Annotated in this window: 17 protein-coding genes and 1 pseudogene; 14 read left to right on the top strand and 4 right to left on the bottom strand. The window is 67.0% G+C overall.

Going from position 1 to position 15,804, the window contains the following annotated elements; all coding sequences use genetic code 11:
• Positions 1–5 precede the first annotated feature (5 nt).
• Both A5756_RS07210 and A5756_RS07205 read left to right on the top strand, forming a co-directional pair.
• Positions 6–1,103, top strand: a complete 1,098-nt coding sequence (locus tag A5756_RS07210) for an SAM-dependent methyltransferase (RefSeq protein ID WP_066949658.1) — start codon at positions 6–8, stop codon at positions 1,101–1,103.
• Positions 1,104–1,173: 70 nt separating this feature from the next.
• Complete coding sequence (locus A5756_RS07205; RefSeq protein ID WP_066949654.1) at positions 1,174–1,593, top strand: hypothetical protein; 420 nt, start codon at positions 1,174–1,176, stop codon at positions 1,591–1,593.
• Between the two features lies 1 nt (position 1,594).
• On the opposite strand, the gene A5756_RS07200 is transcribed toward A5756_RS07205, so the two are convergent.
• Together A5756_RS07200 and A5756_RS07195 are read right to left on the bottom strand one after the other, a co-directional pair.
• Entirely contained in the window at positions 1,595–3,364 is a 1,770-nt protein-coding gene (locus A5756_RS07200; RefSeq protein ID WP_066949650.1) for an Hsp70 family protein, read from the bottom strand.
• A 106-nt stretch (positions 3,365–3,470) separates the two neighbouring features.
• Complete coding sequence (locus A5756_RS07195; protein ID WP_066949647.1) at positions 3,471–4,556, bottom strand: dihydrodipicolinate reductase; 1,086 nt, start codon at positions 4,554–4,556, stop codon at positions 3,471–3,473.
• A 101-nt stretch (positions 4,557–4,657) separates the two neighbouring features.
• Here A5756_RS07195 and A5756_RS07190 point away from each other — a divergent pair, with 101 nt between their 5' ends.
• From A5756_RS07190 to A5756_RS07175, 4 genes are all read left to right on the top strand, one after another.
• On the top strand, positions 4,658–4,999 hold the full coding sequence (locus A5756_RS07190) for an MmpS family transport accessory protein (protein WP_197505481.1): 342 nt from the start codon (positions 4,658–4,660) through the stop codon (positions 4,997–4,999).
• A gap of 21 nt (positions 5,000–5,020) precedes the next feature.
• On the top strand, positions 5,021–6,319 hold the full coding sequence (locus tag A5756_RS07185; RefSeq protein ID WP_066949640.1) for a cytochrome P450: 1,299 nt from the start codon (positions 5,021–5,023) through the stop codon (positions 6,317–6,319).
• 78 nt (positions 6,320–6,397) lie between these two features.
• Entirely contained in the window at positions 6,398–6,937 is a 540-nt protein-coding gene (locus A5756_RS07180; RefSeq protein WP_066949637.1) for an ester cyclase, read from the top strand.
• A 9-nt stretch (positions 6,938–6,946) separates the two neighbouring features.
• A complete protein-coding gene (locus tag A5756_RS07175; protein WP_066949634.1) occupies positions 6,947–7,393 on the top strand; it encodes a hypothetical protein in 447 nt (148 codons plus the stop codon).
• Here A5756_RS07175 and A5756_RS07170 read toward each other — a convergent pair whose 3' ends face one another.
• Positions 7,394–8,092, bottom strand: a complete 699-nt coding sequence (locus tag A5756_RS07170; RefSeq protein WP_066949631.1) for a haloacid dehalogenase type II — start codon at positions 8,090–8,092, stop codon at positions 7,394–7,396.
• A 32-nt stretch (positions 8,093–8,124) separates the two neighbouring features.
• Between A5756_RS07170 and A5756_RS07165 the strand changes: the two genes are divergently transcribed.
• The 7 genes from A5756_RS07165 (at position 8,125) to A5756_RS07135 (ending at position 13,428) form a co-directional block, all read left to right on the top strand.
• Positions 8,125–8,490, top strand: a complete 366-nt coding sequence (locus A5756_RS07165; RefSeq protein ID WP_369828587.1) for a YidH family protein — start codon at positions 8,125–8,127, stop codon at positions 8,488–8,490.
• Complete coding sequence (locus A5756_RS07160) at positions 8,487–8,789, top strand: DUF202 domain-containing protein (RefSeq protein ID WP_066949621.1); 303 nt, start codon at positions 8,487–8,489, stop codon at positions 8,787–8,789. Before A5756_RS07165 ends, A5756_RS07160 begins: the two co-directional genes overlap by 4 nt.
• Before the next feature lie 86 nt (positions 8,790–8,875).
• A complete protein-coding gene (locus tag A5756_RS07155) occupies positions 8,876–9,439 on the top strand; it encodes a sigma-70 family RNA polymerase sigma factor (RefSeq protein ID WP_066949616.1) in 564 nt (187 codons plus the stop codon).
• On the top strand, positions 9,436–10,134 hold the full coding sequence (locus A5756_RS07150; protein WP_066949612.1) for an anti-sigma factor domain-containing protein: 699 nt from the start codon (positions 9,436–9,438) through the stop codon (positions 10,132–10,134). The genes A5756_RS07155 and A5756_RS07150 overlap by 4 nt, the downstream gene beginning before the upstream one ends.
• A gap of 102 nt (positions 10,135–10,236) precedes the next feature.
• Positions 10,237–10,911: a fasciclin domain-containing protein gene (locus A5756_RS07145; protein ID WP_066949607.1), complete on the top strand. Its 675-nt coding sequence runs from the start codon at positions 10,237–10,239 to the stop codon at positions 10,909–10,911.
• Positions 10,912–11,007: 96 nt separating this feature from the next.
• The gene (locus tag A5756_RS07140) at positions 11,008–12,759 is read left to right on the top strand and encodes a cytochrome c biogenesis protein CcdA (protein WP_066949738.1); all 1,752 of its coding nucleotides are present in this window, start codon (positions 11,008–11,010) and stop codon (positions 12,757–12,759) included.
• Between the two features lie 135 nt (positions 12,760–12,894).
• The gene (locus tag A5756_RS07135; protein ID WP_231989266.1) at positions 12,895–13,428 is read left to right on the top strand and encodes a fasciclin domain-containing protein; all 534 of its coding nucleotides are present in this window, start codon (positions 12,895–12,897) and stop codon (positions 13,426–13,428) included.
• Between the two features lie 172 nt (positions 13,429–13,600).
• Here the strand turns inward: A5756_RS07135 and A5756_RS07130 are convergent, their stop codons facing one another.
• Positions 13,601–15,088 carry an NAD(P)/FAD-dependent oxidoreductase gene (locus A5756_RS07130; protein ID WP_066949604.1) on the bottom strand — a complete coding sequence of 496 codons (1,488 nt, stop codon included), beginning with the start codon at positions 15,086–15,088 and terminating at the stop codon, positions 13,601–13,603.
• Positions 15,089–15,667: 579 nt separating this feature from the next.
• On the opposite strand from A5756_RS07130, the pseudogene A5756_RS26405 reads away from it, so the two are divergent.
• Positions 15,668–15,804, top strand: a pseudogene (locus A5756_RS26405) (cutinase family protein); the annotation flags it as partial.

The following is a 15,804-nucleotide window of genomic DNA, read 5'->3' as shown; positions in this document are numbered from 1 at the left end:
GGGACATGCGGCCTGAGCCTCGGATGCCCGAATCGAGCATTGTGGTCCGGCCGGAGCCCGTCTATACCCGGTCGTCGCGGCTGCAGGCCGCCGGGTTAGGCCCGGCCATCGCGTTGTTCGAGCGAGCCGCCGAGCAGGTGCCGCTGCCCAAGCCCCCGCAGCCCATCGTCATCGCCGATTACGGTTGCGCCAACGGACACAATTCGCTCAAGCCGATGTCGGCGGCGATCGCGCTCCTGCGTCGGCGCACCCAAAACGACCACGCAATCCTGGTGGCGCACACCGACATTCCCGACAATGACTTCTCGGCGCTGTTTCGCACCCTGTCCGACGACCCGGAGAGCTACCTGCACCTGGATGCGGCGACGTTCGCATCGTCGATCGGCCGGTCGTTCTACGACCAGATCGTGCCGTCCAAGACCGTGAACCTGGGCTGGTCGTCGTGGGCGGCGCAGTGGCTGAGCACGATGCCCGCCGAGGTGCACGATCACCTGCACATCTCCTACAGCCACGACGACGCCGCGCGCGCGGCGTACACCCAGCGGGCGGCCCTGGACTGGCACAACTTCGTGGCGTTCCGCGGCCGCGAACTGGCCCCCGACGGGCGGCTGGTGGTGATGACGATCGCCCTCGACCAGGACGGCACATCGGGCTTCCCGACGCTGCTCGACGCGATGCTCGAGGCGCTGCATGCACAGGTCCGCGACGGCCTGCTGCGCCAGGAGGAGCTGCGCCGGATGACCATTCCCACTTTCGCCCGCAGCGAGAAGGACTTTCGCGCCCCGTTCGCGCCCAGCGGACGCTTCGAGGGCCTGACCATCGACCATCTCGAGACGTTCAACGCCGAGGATCGCTTCTGGATTCGGTTCCAGGCGGACCGCGACGCCGAGGCCTTCGGCGCGCAGTGGGCGGCATTCGCCCGCGCGGCGCTGTTCCCCGCGCTGGTGCGCGGGCTGGATGACGGGGTGCGCGACGGGCGGGCCGGCGAATTCGTCGACCAACTTCAGGACGCGGTCGCGGCGAGCCTGTCAAGCGCACCCGAGCCGATGCGGATTCCTCTCGCGCTGGTCGAGCTGGTGAAGCGCGAACGATCCCTGTCGTGAGAGTTTCGACACAACGCCGCAACGGGTAACCCCTGCAAATCGCGACCTGCGATGGCGAGGGGGTAGACGCATGAGCGTGCAGGACGATAAATCGGCCGATCAGGAACCCGATCAGGACACTGATCAGCACACCGATCAGGACACCGATCAAAAGCTGACGGAAAAGCCGGAGCCGGACGAGGACGACAAAAAGAAGGCCGCCGAAATGATGGAGGCCTACAAAGAAAAGGCCACTATCGTGCTGCCCGGCACCGGCGGCAGCGTTTCGGGCACCGCGGTCAACGACTGGTTGGACGAGGACGGCAATCCCAGGCACGAAGTTCCCGACAACGCGGGTTCCGATGACCAAGGCAAGGCCGACCAGGGCCAAGCCGAGGCGGACGAGGGCCGCGACGAGGAAGCTCTGAAGGACCAGATCGAGAAGGACAAGGCCCTGAACGAGAAGCTCAAAGAGGCCGCAAAAGCGGAGAACAAGGGCGAAAAGGATTGACCTAGCGGGTCGTTCCCAGCTGAGAGCCCAATTGGGGGATGCCGCTGATGCCCAAGTCGCCCCCGATCCCTTGAATGATCTGATTGATCCGGTCCAGCCCCGGGATGGCTTCGTTCACGCCGGGCACCGGCGGGATGGCCGGTACCTGCGGGATCGCCGGACGCACGGGCGCGGCCGCGAGCGGCGGCGCATGCTGCGGTTTCGCCGACGGGGCGCTGGTCGACGGCGTCTCGGTCTGGGCGGGCGGATTGGTATCCGTCGGCGTTGTCGTTGAAGGCGCGGGAGCCTCTTCGCTGGGCGGGGGCGCCTGAGCGGTCGCGGTGTTGGCCGGCGGCGCGGGGACCGGACTGCTGGTCACGCCCGGCGCCGGGGTCGTCGCGGTCTTGTTCGCCGAAGTCAGGCCGATCGTGACTGCGGTCCCGACGAGCGCCACCCCCGCGGCCGCACCCACTATCGCCGCCATCACCGGCAGGCGAAACAGGCGGCGCTTGCGCTTCTCGCCCCCGGCATCGGCAGCCGGTTCGTCGGCGGCGGCGGGCTCCACCTGCGGGGCGGGCGCCACCTGCGATTGGTTGCCGGTCTGCGACCACGCCTGCACGGGCGCGGCTCCCGCTGTCGGCCAGGCGGGTGCCGCCTGCGCCGTCGCTGTCGCCTCGGGCGACCGGGTGCCTGGAACCGCCCGCGCGGTCGCCGTGGCGGGCGCGGCCGGCGCCGACGCCGTCACGGCGCTCTCGCCGGGCCCATGAGCCGCCCGCACCGCGGCGCCGATGGCCGCGGTCAGCTGCGGGCGCGGCGTGGTGATGACCGGGACGCGGAAGTACTGCGACAGCGTGGTGGTGATGGCTGGGATGTTCGCTCCACCGCCGGTGGACACCACCGCTGCCAGGTCCTGAATGCCGTTGCGCGCCAACGTGCTTTCCAATACGGCCACGAACTTGTCCAGCGGGGTGCGGATCGCCTCGTCAAGCTCGTCGCGGGTGACGCGCACTTCGCCGGTCAGCCCGTCGCTCACCGTGGTCGCAGTGCTCGAGGACAGCTCCTCCTTGGCGCCTCGGCACGCGGTGCGTAGCCGGCTCAGCGAGCCGATGGCCACGGTGCCCGCCGGGTCGAACGCGGCGGTGCTCGGCATGTTGGAGATGACGGCGCTCAGCAGCGCCTGGTCGATCAGGTCGCCGGAGAAATCGTGCAGCCGCACGGTCGGGGCCAGCGCCTGATAGTCGCCGTCGGCGCGCATGAGCGTGACGCTGGTGCCGCCGCCGCCGAAGTCGCACACCGCCACCGACCCGTGGGCCGGTATGCCGGGGGCGGTTCGCACCGCCAGCAGCGTCGCCGCGGCGTCGGGAATCAGCATCAGCGGCCGAGCCCGGTTGGACCATTCGGCCACCGAGCTCAGCGCGGTGCCCACCGCGTCGACCGCCGGGGACGGCCAGTGGGCGGGATAGGTGACGGCGACGCTCTCGGGCAGGGCGCGCCCGCCGGTCACGCTGTAGGCCAGGGCCCGCATGGCGCCGGCGATCAATCCCTCGCTGCGGTGTACCGACCCGTCGGCCGCCACCACGCCGCGGGGGTCGGAGATGCGATTGACGAACCCGGTGATCACCAGGCCGGGCTGGTTGAGCCGCGGATTTTCGGCGGGGATGCCGACCTCCGGCGCGCGCTCCGGATAGAGCGTCAGGACGGGCTTGCGGGTGATGGCCTTCTCGGCGGCGACGGCCGCCAGGTTGGTGGTGCCGATCGACAGGCCCAGCGCGGTCCCAGCTCCATTGGCCATATGTCCCAACCCCAACTTCAGCAACTCGCAAACCAGGCTAGCCGTAAGTGTGCCGCCGAAACCTGTACCAAGTCTCTGCGGCACCTATGTGCAGGCTGTGCGCCGGTCACCGGATGTTGCCCGCCCCGGCGATCAGCGGCAGGTCAAGCGGCGTGACCCAGCCCGGCCGCAACTCGTTGACGGCCGGCACGGCGTTGAGGGCACGCATCCCGGTCGCCAGGCAGCCGGCCGTAGCCGCGTCGCGGCCCGAGTTGTCGGTGAACCGGAACGCGGTTTCCTGGAAGACGCTCGGCGTGCCCTCGATCTCCACCCGGTATACGTCGTTGTCGTGGCCGGAGGGCCAGTCGGGGGCGGCGTCGAGGCCGATCCGGTTGACGTGTTCGAGCTGAATCCTGGTCTCGCCCTTGTAGATTCCGTTGATCGTGAATCGGACGGCCGCCACGTGTCCGGGTTTGATGACGCCCTTGACGGTGTTGCGCTCGGTGGGCGTCACCCATTTGTCCCAGGTGGTGGTGATCTCGTCGAGCATGATGCCGGCCGCGTGGGCGATCATGGGGACGGTTGCGCCCCACGCGAAGATCAGCATGTTGGAGTCTTCCAGCAGCGGCTGGTATTCGGGCTCGCGGCCGATGCCCATCTCGACTTCGTAATCGCCTTCGTAGTTGGTGTAGTCCAGCAGTTCGGAGGCGCGCACCCGGCGCACCTCCGAGCAGAGGCCCATCAGCGTCATGGGGAACAGGTCGTTGGCGAAGCCGGGGTCGATGCCGGTGGTGAAGCAGGACGACTCCCCCAGCTCGCACGCTTCGGTGATGGGCGCGATCCACTGCGGCGGGTTGAGGTGCATGGTCGGCCACACCCACGGGGTCATGGCCGTCGAGCACACGTCGATGCCCGCACGCAGGAAGCGGGTGATCAGCGCGATGTTCTCCTTGGCGTGCATCGCGGTCGGGCCGTAGTGCACCAGCGCATCGGGCTTCAGCGCGATCAGGGCGTCGACGTCGTCGGTGGCGATGATGCCCGTCGGCTCGGGCAGCCCGCAGACGTCGGCGACGTCGCGCCCAACCTTGTCGGGGTTGCTTACCCCCACACCCACCAATTCGAACAACGGATGCTTGACGATTTCGGCGATCACCATCTTGCCGACGAAGCCGGTGCCCCAGACCACCACACGCTTCGAGCCGTGTTCCGACATACTCACCTTTCCGTAGCCGCCCCCGTGGGACTCACACTAGAACGGCTTTCGTTAGGGCGGAAAGCTTCCGTAGCACCGCGCGTGGTGACACGATGCAAATCATGACGAAGCATGTGCGCGGGCTTTCGATTCTGTTCGCCGTGGGTGTCGGTTGCGCGGGGACGATCCCCGGCGTGGCCCACGCGATCCCCGAGATGCCCCACGCCCGTTACGAGGTGACCGGTGCCGGCGTCGCGCAGTACCTCGTATATCAAACGGACACCGGTCAACTCCACCAGGTCAACGCGCCGCTGCCCTGGTCGACGGAATTCACTTCGTTCGGGGGCCAGGTGTACGTGATCAGCGCGCAGGGGGTGGGCCCCATCCGCTGCCGCATCCTGCTCGACGGCAACGTGGTCGCCGATGCGCAATCGGCCGGTGGCAGGACCGTGTGTACGCACTAGCGGTTTCCTAGGAGGTAATCGGTGAGTCTCAAGACGGGTATCGCGACGCGAACCAACGGGGCGCCACCGCCCGAAGTCCCCCTCTCCGAGATTCACCTCGACTCGCTGGACTTCTGGGGTCTCGACGACGACTTCCGCGACGGTGCCTTCGCGACGTTGCGCCGGGAAGCCCCGCTGTCGTTCTGGCCCGCGATCGAGATGGAGGGCTTCGTGGCGGGCGACGGGTATTGGTCGCTCACCAAGCACGACGACGTTCACTTCGCCAGCCGTCATCCGGAGATCTTCAGCAGCACCCCGAACATCACGGTCAACGACAATGCGCCCGAGATCGCCGAGTACTTCGGCTCGATGATCGTGCTGGACGATCCGCGGCACCAGCGGCTGCGCTCGATCGTCAGCCGCGCGTTCACCCCGAAGGTGGTGGCCCGCATCGAGGCGTCGGTACGCGAGCGGGCCCGCCGGCTGGTCTCGTCGCTGATCACCAATCACCCCAATGGGGAAGCCGATCTGGTCACCGAGCTCGCCGGGCCGCTGCCGCTGCAGATCATCTGCGACATGATGGGCATTCCCGAGGAAGACCATCAGCGAATCTTCCACTGGACCAACGTGATTCTCGGGTTCGGCGACCCCGACCTGACCACCGACTTCGACGAATTCCTCAAGATCTCGATGGACATCGGGGCGTACGCCACCGCGCTCGCCGAGGACCGCCGCGTCAACCACCATGACGACCTGACCACCAGCCTGGTCGAAGCCGAGGTCGACGGCGAACGGCTGTCGTCGGCCGAGATCGCGTCCTTCTTCATCCTGCTGGTGGTGGCCGGCAACGAGACGACGCGCAACGCGATCAGCCACGGCGTGCTCGCCCTGTCCCGCTACCCCGACGAACGGGACAAGTGGTGGGCCGACTTCGACCGGCTGGCGCCCACGGCGGTCGAGGAGATCGTGCGGTGGGCCTCGCCGGTGGTCTACATGCGGCGGACCCTGACCCGCGACTTCAAGCTGAGCGGCACCAAGCTCGCGGAGGGCGACAAGGCCGTGCTGTGGTACAACTCGGCCAACCGCGACGAGTCGACTTTCGCCAACCCCTGGCTGTTCGACGTGGCGCGCACCCCCAACCCGCATTTCGGCTTCGGTGGCGGCGGGGCGCATTTCTGCCTGGGCGCCAACCTCGCCCGCCGCGAGATCCGGGTGATCTTCGACGAGTTGCGCCGCGAGATACCCGACATCGTCGCGACCGACGAACCCGCGCGCCTGCTGTCGCAATTCATCCACGGCATCAAGGCCCTGCCGGTCGCCTGGACCCCGCCGCGGGGGTAGCGCGCAGTCCGGAAGCATGTGCGCACTTTGAAATTTGATAGCGCATGCGATATCAATTCCGGGCCTAACCTAGTCGTCATGACGATTCCCGCGTTTCCGCCCGCGGAGGTGCTGGCCGCCCGCGAGAAGCTCGTGCTCGACCACTTCCACGACGAGGTCCGCCAGGACTGGGACGACGTGTTGTCGACCTTCCCGCATCCGCGCTACGAGCTAATCCCGCAGATGATCGTGCACGACGGCGACGCCGCGGTGCGCGACTACTACACCTACACGCGCACCGCGTTTCCCGACCAGGACCACGAGATCATCGCGTTGCGGCACAGCGCCGACGCGGTGATCGTCGAGTTCTGGTTGATGGGCACCCATCTCGGTTACCTGGGCAAGGTTCCGCCCACCGGCAGCCGGTTCCGGGTCCGCATGACCGCCTACTTCGTCTTCGACGAAGCCGAAACGCTTGTCTGCGAACGCATTTACTTCGACACGCTCACCATGATCAAACAGCTCCTCGGCGGGCTGGACATGAAGAAGCCGGCGAACTGGCTGCTGGCCGCGCGCTGCGCGCGCGGATTCCTCTCGATGTCCTCGGAAAAGCCCGACCCCACGCTGGTGAGTGCCTAAACTTACTGCATGCGTGGCCTTTATGCGTTAGGCGGCCTGACCGCCGTGGCGATGTTGGGTTTGTGCGCGACGGCCACCGCCGCGCCGTCGCCGCCGGGCTCGCACACCGAGAAGTGGATCGACCTGCAGACGGGCCAGTGCGTGGCCGACCTGCCACCGATCGACCTGAGCCGCGTAACGGTCACCGTGGTCGACTGTGCCACAGTACATTTGGCCGAGGTGTATCTGCGCGCCCCGATGGCCGTGGACAAGGCCGTCGCCATCGTCGCCAATAAGGACTGCAACGACGGATTCGCCCCGTATACCGGCCGACCCGTTGCCGGCAGCCCGTTTTCGATCACCTACCTGATCGACTCGAATCAGGATCGCACCGGGGCCAATCCCACCCCCAGCACCGTCATCTGCCTGCTGCAGTCGGCCAACGGGCAGCCGCTGACCGGGTCCGCGCGCCGCTGATCAGCAGCCGAGTTGCCGTGCGAGGTCGAGGAAGTCGGACGCGTTGACGTCGAACTCGTCGGAATAGACAACGTCGGCCTCGCCGTCGTCGCCGAACTCCAGCGGCCGAGCGACGAACGCGGTCCGGAAGCCCAGCCGGGCCGCGGCGCGAATGTCGTACTTGTGGCTGGCCACCATCATGATCTCGTCGGGGCTCAGGCCCAGGTAGCCGGCGGCCATCCGGTAGATCGCCGGGTCGGGCTTGAACACCCCGGCCATCTCCGCGGCGAAGACGGCGTCCCAGGGCAGCCCCGCGCGCTTGGAGATCTCGATGACCGTCGACACGTCGGCGTTGGACAGGGTGGCCAGCGTGTAGGCGGTTCGAAGCCGTGTCAGCCCCGGCATCACGTCCGGCCAGGGCTTCAGCCGCCGCCAGACCAGGGTGAGTTCGTCGCGTTCGGCGTCCGAAAATGGGACGCCGCAATCGTCGAGCGCCCGCCGGTACACCGAGTGCACCGACACCCATCCGGTCTGCCGAGCTTGGGCGTCCTCGAGCGCGGTGAAGTAGCCTGCGCGCCAACGCCGCACCACGTCGGGCCAATCGACGTCCGGGTGGCGGCCGGCGCTGATCCGCCGCGCCTCGTCGCAGACGGTCGAATGAAAGTCCGTCGCCGTGCCTTGCACGTCGAACAACAGCGCCTTGACCACACGCGCAATCATGCAACCTCGGGCGCTGATGAATCTACGATGTCCTGGTGGCCGACTCCGCCGACGAGCACGAGCACGAGCCCGACTACCGGCTCACCTTCGCCAACGAGCGGACGTTTTTGGCCTGGCAGCGCACCGCGCTGGGCCTGCTCGCAGCGGCCGTCGCCGTCGTGCAACTGGTCCCGGAGCTGGGGATACCCGGCGCGCGCCGCGTGCTCGGCGTCGGCCTTGCACTGCTGGCCATTCTCACCAGCGGGATGGGGCTGCTGCGCTGGCAACAGGCGGATCGCGCCATGCGCAGCGGCGCCCCCTTGCCCCGGCATCCCTCACCGACCTACCTCGCCGTCGGTCTGACGGTGGTGGGGCTCATCGCGCTCGCGTTGGTGATCGTCAAGGTGGTCATCGGTTGAGCGGCAGTCAGGCCGAACGGACGACGCTGGCCTGGACGCGGACGTCCTTCGCCTTCCTGGCGAACGGCGCCCTGCTGATGATCAAAAACCTGCACGGTTCCGTCGGGCCAACGGCAGTGATCCCCGCGGCTTTGGCCGGCGCCGTGGCCCTCGCGACGTTCGTGATCGCCGTGCGCCGGCAACGCACGCTGCAGCGGCAGCCCCTGCCGATGCGGATCACCCCCCGGCGCCAGGTGTACATCATCGGGACGGCCGTGCTGGCCCTCATCGTCGTCACCACGCTGGCCCAACTGATCTAGCCGAGTACAGCGGACCGAAGCGTCCGCGGGGTCTTGGGCTACGAATCACGGGAGTGGACAGCTGCCTGGCGCTAGGCTACCGATCGATGACGGGACCGCCCACGCCCAGCAAGGACCTGGACGCGCTGCTGCAGAAGGTCGCGCGCGGGGACCGCGACGCGTTCGCCGCGGTTTACGACCTCACTAAAAGTCGGGTGTACGGAATGGTCATGCGCGTCCTGCGCGATTCCGGCTACAGCGAGGAAACCACCCAGGACATCTACTGCGAGGTGTGGCGGACGGCGTCAGGCTACGACGCCAGCAGAGGCTCGGCTCTGTCGTGGCTGCTGACCATCGCGCACCGACGGGCGGTCGACCGGGTGCGGACCGAGGAGGCGTCCGGCAGGCGGGATACGCGCTACGCGGCCGCTAGCGCCGACCCCGCCAGTGACGTCGTCGCCGATTCGGCGATCGCCGGCGACGAGCGCCGCCGCGTCGTCGAATGCCTGGGCGCGTTGACCGATACGCAGCGGGAGTGTATTCAGTTGGCTTATTACGACGGGCTCACCTACAGCCAGGTGTCGGACCGCCTGGCCGCGAATCTGTCGACGATCAAGTCACGCATGCGCGACGCGCTGCGCGCCTTGCGTAACTGCCTGGAAGTGCCATGACCGAACCGAACGAATTCGAATTGCTCGAGCTCGCAACGCCATACGCGTTGGATGCCGTGTCGGATGAGGAACGCGCCGAAATCGAGCGGCGGGTGGCGGCCGCGCCACGATCGGTGGCGGCGGCCTTCGACGACGAAGTCCGTGCCATCCGCGAGACGATGGCCGTCGTCTCGGCGACGACGGCCGTCGAACCGCCGGCGCGCCTGCGGGCCGCGACGCTGTCGGCGATACCTGCCCGCGACGAGCGCAAGTACGGTTGGCGCACCGCCGGTTTGGCGGCCGCGGCGGCAGCCGTGGTGGTCGGTGCCGCCGCATTCGGCGTCGGGATATTCATGCGCCCGCATCCCCCGTCGACCATCGCCGAGCAGGTCTTTGCGGCCCCGGACGTGCGCACCGTTTCCGGCCCGCTCGGCAATGGCACTGCCACCGTTGTCTTTTCCCACGACCGCAACGCCGGTGTGCTGGTGATGAACAACGTCCCGCCCCCGAAGCCGGGGACCGTCTACCAAATGTGGTTGCTGAGCGACAAGGGCCCGACGTCGGCCGGGACGATGGGCACCGCGGCGGTGGCACCGTCGACTACGGCGACGCTCACCAACCTCGGATCGTCCACCACCCTGGCGTTCACCGTCGAACCCGGTACCGGGTCGCCGCGGCCGACCGGAACGATCCTGGCCGCATTGCCCCTCGGCTGAATTTCAAAACGAATCCGTCCGCGGCCGCGTCGCCTCCGAATCACTCCTGTCCGGTCGAAAGGCGGCGGTTTACGCCGTCCATGGAGAAGGAGTGCAAACGCGATGATCAGCGTTCGGGGCAGGACAATCGCTGCGGCAGGGCTCGCGACGATTGCGGTAGTTGGCTTTTCGGCGTGTTCGAACAACAAATCGGCATCCGAACCGATGACCAGCGGCAGCATGGCCACAGTCACCAGCAGCATGGCGGCTCCGGCGACGACGTCGGCCGCGGCCGATCCGGCGGCGGACCTCATCGGTGCGGGGTGCGGCGATTACGCCAAGCAGAACCCCAGCGGCCCCGGCTCGGTCGCCGGGATGGCTCAGGACCCGGTCGCCACGGCGGCGTCCAACAACCCCATGCTGAGCACGCTGACGTCGGCGCTGTCGGGCAAGCTGAACCCGAACGTCAATCTGGTCGATACGTTGAACAACGGCCAGTACACGGTTTTCGCGCCGACCAACGCCGCGTTCGACAAGCTGCCGGCGGCCACCATCGACAAGCTCAAGACGGACTCGCAGCTGCTCAAGAGCATCTTGACCTATCACGTCGTGCAGGGTCAGGCAAGCCCGATGAAGGTCGACGGTGACCACACGACCCTGCAGGGCGCCAAGCTGACCGTGACCGGTCAGGGCAACGACCTCAAGGTCAACAACGCCGGGCTGGTGTGCGGCGGGGTGCACACCGCCAACGCGACGGTGTACATGATCGACACGGTGCTGATGCCCCCAGGCCAGTAGCCGCCCGCGAATCAGGGATGAACAGCCCGGCTTCGGCCGGGCTGTTTTCTTTGCGGCGGAACCGATCCGCGGCGCCCCTGGCAGCGAATGACTTTCATGCTCACCATTGCGCTGATCGGCTTCGTCGGAGGTCTCATCACCGGCGTATCGCCGTGCATCCTGCCGGTGCTGCCGGTGATCTTCTTCGCCGGCGCGCAGGGTCGCGCCGATGACCCTGCCCCACAACCGGTTTCCAGCGCAGGCGTGGATGTCGCGGTCAGGCCGGGGCGCACGTCGCGCAGTGCCCGCCCCTACCTCGTCATCGGCGGTCTGGTGCTCAGCTTCACCGCGGTCACGCTGGCCGGCTCGACACTGCTGTCGCTAGTGCACCTGCCGCAGGACGCCATCCGCTGGGTCGCCCTGGTCGCCTTGGTTGCCATCGGCCTCGGCCTGATCTTTCCGCGGGTCGAGCAATTCCTGGAGCGTCCGTTTACGCGTATCCCGCAAAAGCAGTTGGGGTTTGGTGGCGGCGGGTTCGGTCTCGGCCTGGCGCTGGGCGTGCTGTATGTCCCGTGCGCCGGGCCCATTCTCGCCGCGATTGTGGTGGCCGGCGCCACGGCTCCCCTCGGCCTGCGCACCGTCGTGTTGACTGGCACCTTCGCGCTGGGCGCCGCCTTGCCGTTGTTGGTCTTCGCGTTGGCGGGCCATCGGGTGGCCCAACGGGTGGGAGCGTTTCGACGGCGGCAGCGGCAGATCCGGGTCGCGGCCGGGATCGTGATGATCGTGCTCGCGGTCGGACTGGTGTTCAATGTTCCCGCGGCTCTGCAACGTGCCCTTCCCGACTACACCAGCGGGCTGCAACAACGGTTGGCCGCCGACCGCACGGTCCGGGAGAAGCTCAACCTCGGTGGCATCGTGAACGACCAGAACGCGCTGCTGTCCAATTGCAGTGACGGCGGTCGGGAGCTCGAAAACTGCGGCCAGGCACCCGATCTCAAGGGCATCGCCGGTTGGCTGAACACTCCCGGCAACCAACCGGTCACACTTGCGTCCCTGCGCGGCAAGGTCGTGCTCATCGACTTCTGGGCATACTCCTGCATCAACTGCCAACGCGCCATCCACCACGTCGTCAACTGGTACAACGCCTACCAGGGCGACGGTTTCGAGGTCATCGGGGTCCACACCCCGGAGTACTCGTTCGAACAGGTGCCCGGCAACGTCGCCAGAGGGGCCGCCGACCTGAGCGTCACGTACCCGATCGCCTTGGACAACGGCTACTCCTCGTGGACGAACTACCGCAACCGTTACTGGCCTGCGGAGTATTTGATCGATGCCGCCGGCCAGGTGCGCCACATCAAGTTCGGCGAAGGCGACTACAACGTCACCGAGGACCTGATCAGGCAGCTGCTCGTGGCGGCCCATCCCGGGCTCAAGCTGCCTCCCCCCTCAGATGCGAGCAGCTCAACCCCACCGGACAAGACCACACCCGAGACCTACTTTGGCGTCGGGAAGGTCGTCAACTATGGCGGCGGCGGGGTATACGACGAAGGCACAACCACTTTCGGCTATCCGCCCACGCTGGCCACCGATAGCTTCGCTCTGAAAGGCCCGTGGTCGCTGGACTACCAAGGCGCCACCGCGGCCGGCAACCAGTCCAGCATCGAGTTGAATTACCACGCCAAGAACGTCTACATCGTCGTCGGTGGCACGGGGTCCCTCACGGTCACCCGTGACGGACGATCCGTCGCGATTCCGATCAGCGGGCCGCCGACGTCACACCAGATCGTCGCCGGCGAGCAGCCGCAATCGGGGACTCTCGAGGTTCGCCCCGACCAAGGGCTGCAGGTGTATTCGTTCACCTACGGCTGAAACTTCCCACCCCGCACCAATCCGAAGGTGTCCAGGCTCCGAATCACTCATCAAATGTCCGACAAACCAAAGGAGTCGAAGGCGATGAAAGCACACAGGACGTCGGTGGCGGCGAAAGGTTTCGCGGTAGCGGCGATGCTGGGTCTGGGCGTGGTGACCGCTCCAACGGCGGCGGCGGCCGACCTGGTGGGCCCCGGCTGCTCCGACTACGCGGCGGCCAACCCCAGCGGCCCGGCGTCAGTGGAGGGGATGTCGCAGGTTCCGGTGACGGTAGCGGCGTCCAACAATCCGGCGCTGAGCACCCTGACCTCGGCGCTGTCGGGCAAGCTGAACCCGAATGTCAATCTGGTTGACACGCTGAACAACGGCCAGTACACGGTCTTTGCGCCGACCGACGCCGCATTCGGCAAGCTGCCGCCACAGACGATCGACGAGCTGAAGACGGATTCCAGGTTGCTGACCAGCATCCTGACCTATCACGTGGTGCCGGGCCAGCTGAGTCCGGCCAGGGTCGCCGGCGCTCACAAGACCGTTCAGGGCGCGAACGTGACCGTCACCGGACAGGGCAACGGCCTCAAGGTCAACAACGCTGGTCTGGTCTGTGGTGGCGTGCCGACCGCCAACGCGACGGTGTACATGATCGACACGGTGCTGATGCCGCCGGCGTAACGGGCGGAATGGCCCACCCGGCAGTCACATTCGCCCCACCAGCCTCTTCGAGCCGTGGCGCGATCTTTGCCCGCCTCACAGCGACAATGCGGCGGCACCCCCTAGTTGTCGCTCAGAGGCGGGCAAACAGCGGACCGCTTCCCGGGCCGGGGCTGGTGTGGCGATTGTGGCGCTAGGCGATCGCGTAATCGCTGAACGGGAACGTGGCGGCTTCCCGCACCGAGTTCAAGGTCGACGTCGGCCGCAGCAGCGATGCCTCACCGCCGGGGCTGAAGTAGTACGACCGCGACTTGGCGCAGTTACCGGAGTAGAACACCGAGCTGTCCAGCCGTTTGGTCATCCGCTCCATGAAATCTTCCATGGCCTCTTCGGTGACCTCGAAGGTCGTCGCACCGCGGCGCTTGACCTCGCCGAGCAACCGGTCCATGTGCCGCATCTGGTATTCGATGGTGTGGAAGAAGGACAGTCCGGAGAAGGCGAACGGGCTGGCCAGGCTCAGGTAATTGGGGAAGTACGGCATCGTAACGCCCTGGTAAGCCTGGAACCTGGTCTCCCGCCACCACTTGCCCAGGTTGCGCCCCTTGCGGCCGACCACCTCGATGGCCGGGAAGTTGGCCTCCCACAGGTCAAAGCCGGTCGCCAACACCAGGGTGTCGATGACGGTCTTGCGCCCGTCGACGGTGACGATGCCGTCGGCATCGATCCGCGCGATGGAGTTGGTCTCCAGGTGTACGTGCGGCTGGTTGAACGCGCGGTAGAACTCGTTGGAAAAGGTTGGCCGCTTGCAGCCGAGGTCGTAGTCCGGCGTCAACCTGTCGCGCATTTCCTTGTCCCGGATCCACCGGAACCGGTTGATCTTGGCCAGGTCGGCGGCGGAGATGTTCCCCCGCCCGCGGAACTCCCGGACGTGCAGCGCGCAGACGATCATGATGACCTCGAGGATGACGTCGGTCACCCACCGCAGGCCGCGCTGCGCCACCGGCACCCGCGCAAACAGGCGCCGCACCGCGGGCGGGAACCCGAAGTCGAACTTGGGCAGCACGTGGGTCGCGGTGCGCTGGTACACGGTCAGTTCCGCAGCCCGTTCGGCCAATTCCGGGATGACCTGTACCGCGGACGCCCCGGTCCCGATGACCGCGATCCGGCGCCCCCGGTACCGGAAGTTGTGGTCCCACGCGGTGGTGTGGACCACCTTGCCCTCGAAGCTCGCAATCCCCGGGATGTCCGGCATCCGCGGCTGCGACAGGAAGCCCGTCGCGGTGATCAAAAAGCGGGTCGCCAATGTTTCGCCGTCGGCCAGCGCCACCCGCCAGACTTCGGCGTCCTCGTCCCACTGGGCGCCTTCCACCGTCGAGTTGAACCGCATGTGGCGACGCACGTCGTACTTGTCGGCGACGTCCGCTGCGTACTGTTTCACCTCGCGGCCCGGCGCGAACAGCCGCGACCAGTCGGGCTTGGGTTCGAACCAGTACGAGTACGTGGTCGACGGGATGTCGACGGCGATGCCCGGGTAGTGGTTGACGTGCCAGGTGCCGCCCAGGTCGTCCTCGCGGTCGAGGATGACGAAGTTTTCATATCCGAGGCGTTTGAGCTGGATCGCGGCCCCTATGCCGCCGAAGCCCGCGCCTACGATGACGGCGTCGAAACGGTCCGTGTTCACAACCTGCTCCGTGGCTACTCGCTGCGTACATACACACAAAGAACTCTCACTAACCTTACGGAATTCTAATAAACCTGTGTGCAAGACGCACACCGTGTCGGCGGCGTGTGACCCTACTGACATCAACCGGGTAGCTTGGCAAACCACCCGTTGCTTCGGCGTCGGCGCCTCGGTGCTGGTCGTACCTGGGCGTCCGCGCGCACCGGTTGGGACGACGAGGGCGACGGAGCTAACGGCCATTTTTTCGCCAAAGCTGCTGCCGCAGAGCCGAACCTGCGACGGGGCGTCCCTTATCGGGCGGCTGGCCCGTCGAAAGTCACGTCCTCGAAACCGGTTTCACCCGTGGCCATGTCGTCACCGTCCTGTGTCGGCAGCGTTGCGATTGGGGCCCGGCTATCCTTGGTAAACGGCACCCAGACAACGGCTCAGGGGTTTTCGCTACGTGGCTCCCAGCCGTTCGGATGGATGCCATTTCGGTGCATCGACACGCGGCCCTCATCCGGCGCTTGTCGACGCACCTCGGTATACAGGAAACGATGGCGGATTTTTGACCACGTTGGCAGTTGGGGAGGCACCCTTATGGGCATCAGTCGCGGCATGATCATCCGTTCCCTTGCCCCCGCAGTAGTTGCGGCGTCGGGCCTCGGCGCGTCGGCGCTCGCCGGTTCGGTCATCCCCTCCGCGGCCGCCCAGTGTCCGGACGTGCAGGTGGTGTT

Source organism: Mycobacterium sp. 852002-53434_SCH5985345 (assembly GCF_001667155.1).
Lineage (GTDB): Bacteria > Actinomycetota > Actinomycetes > Mycobacteriales > Mycobacteriaceae > Mycobacterium.
Note: the sequence above shows the minus strand (reverse complement) of the source record. Positions and strands in the feature narration are given on the sequence as shown.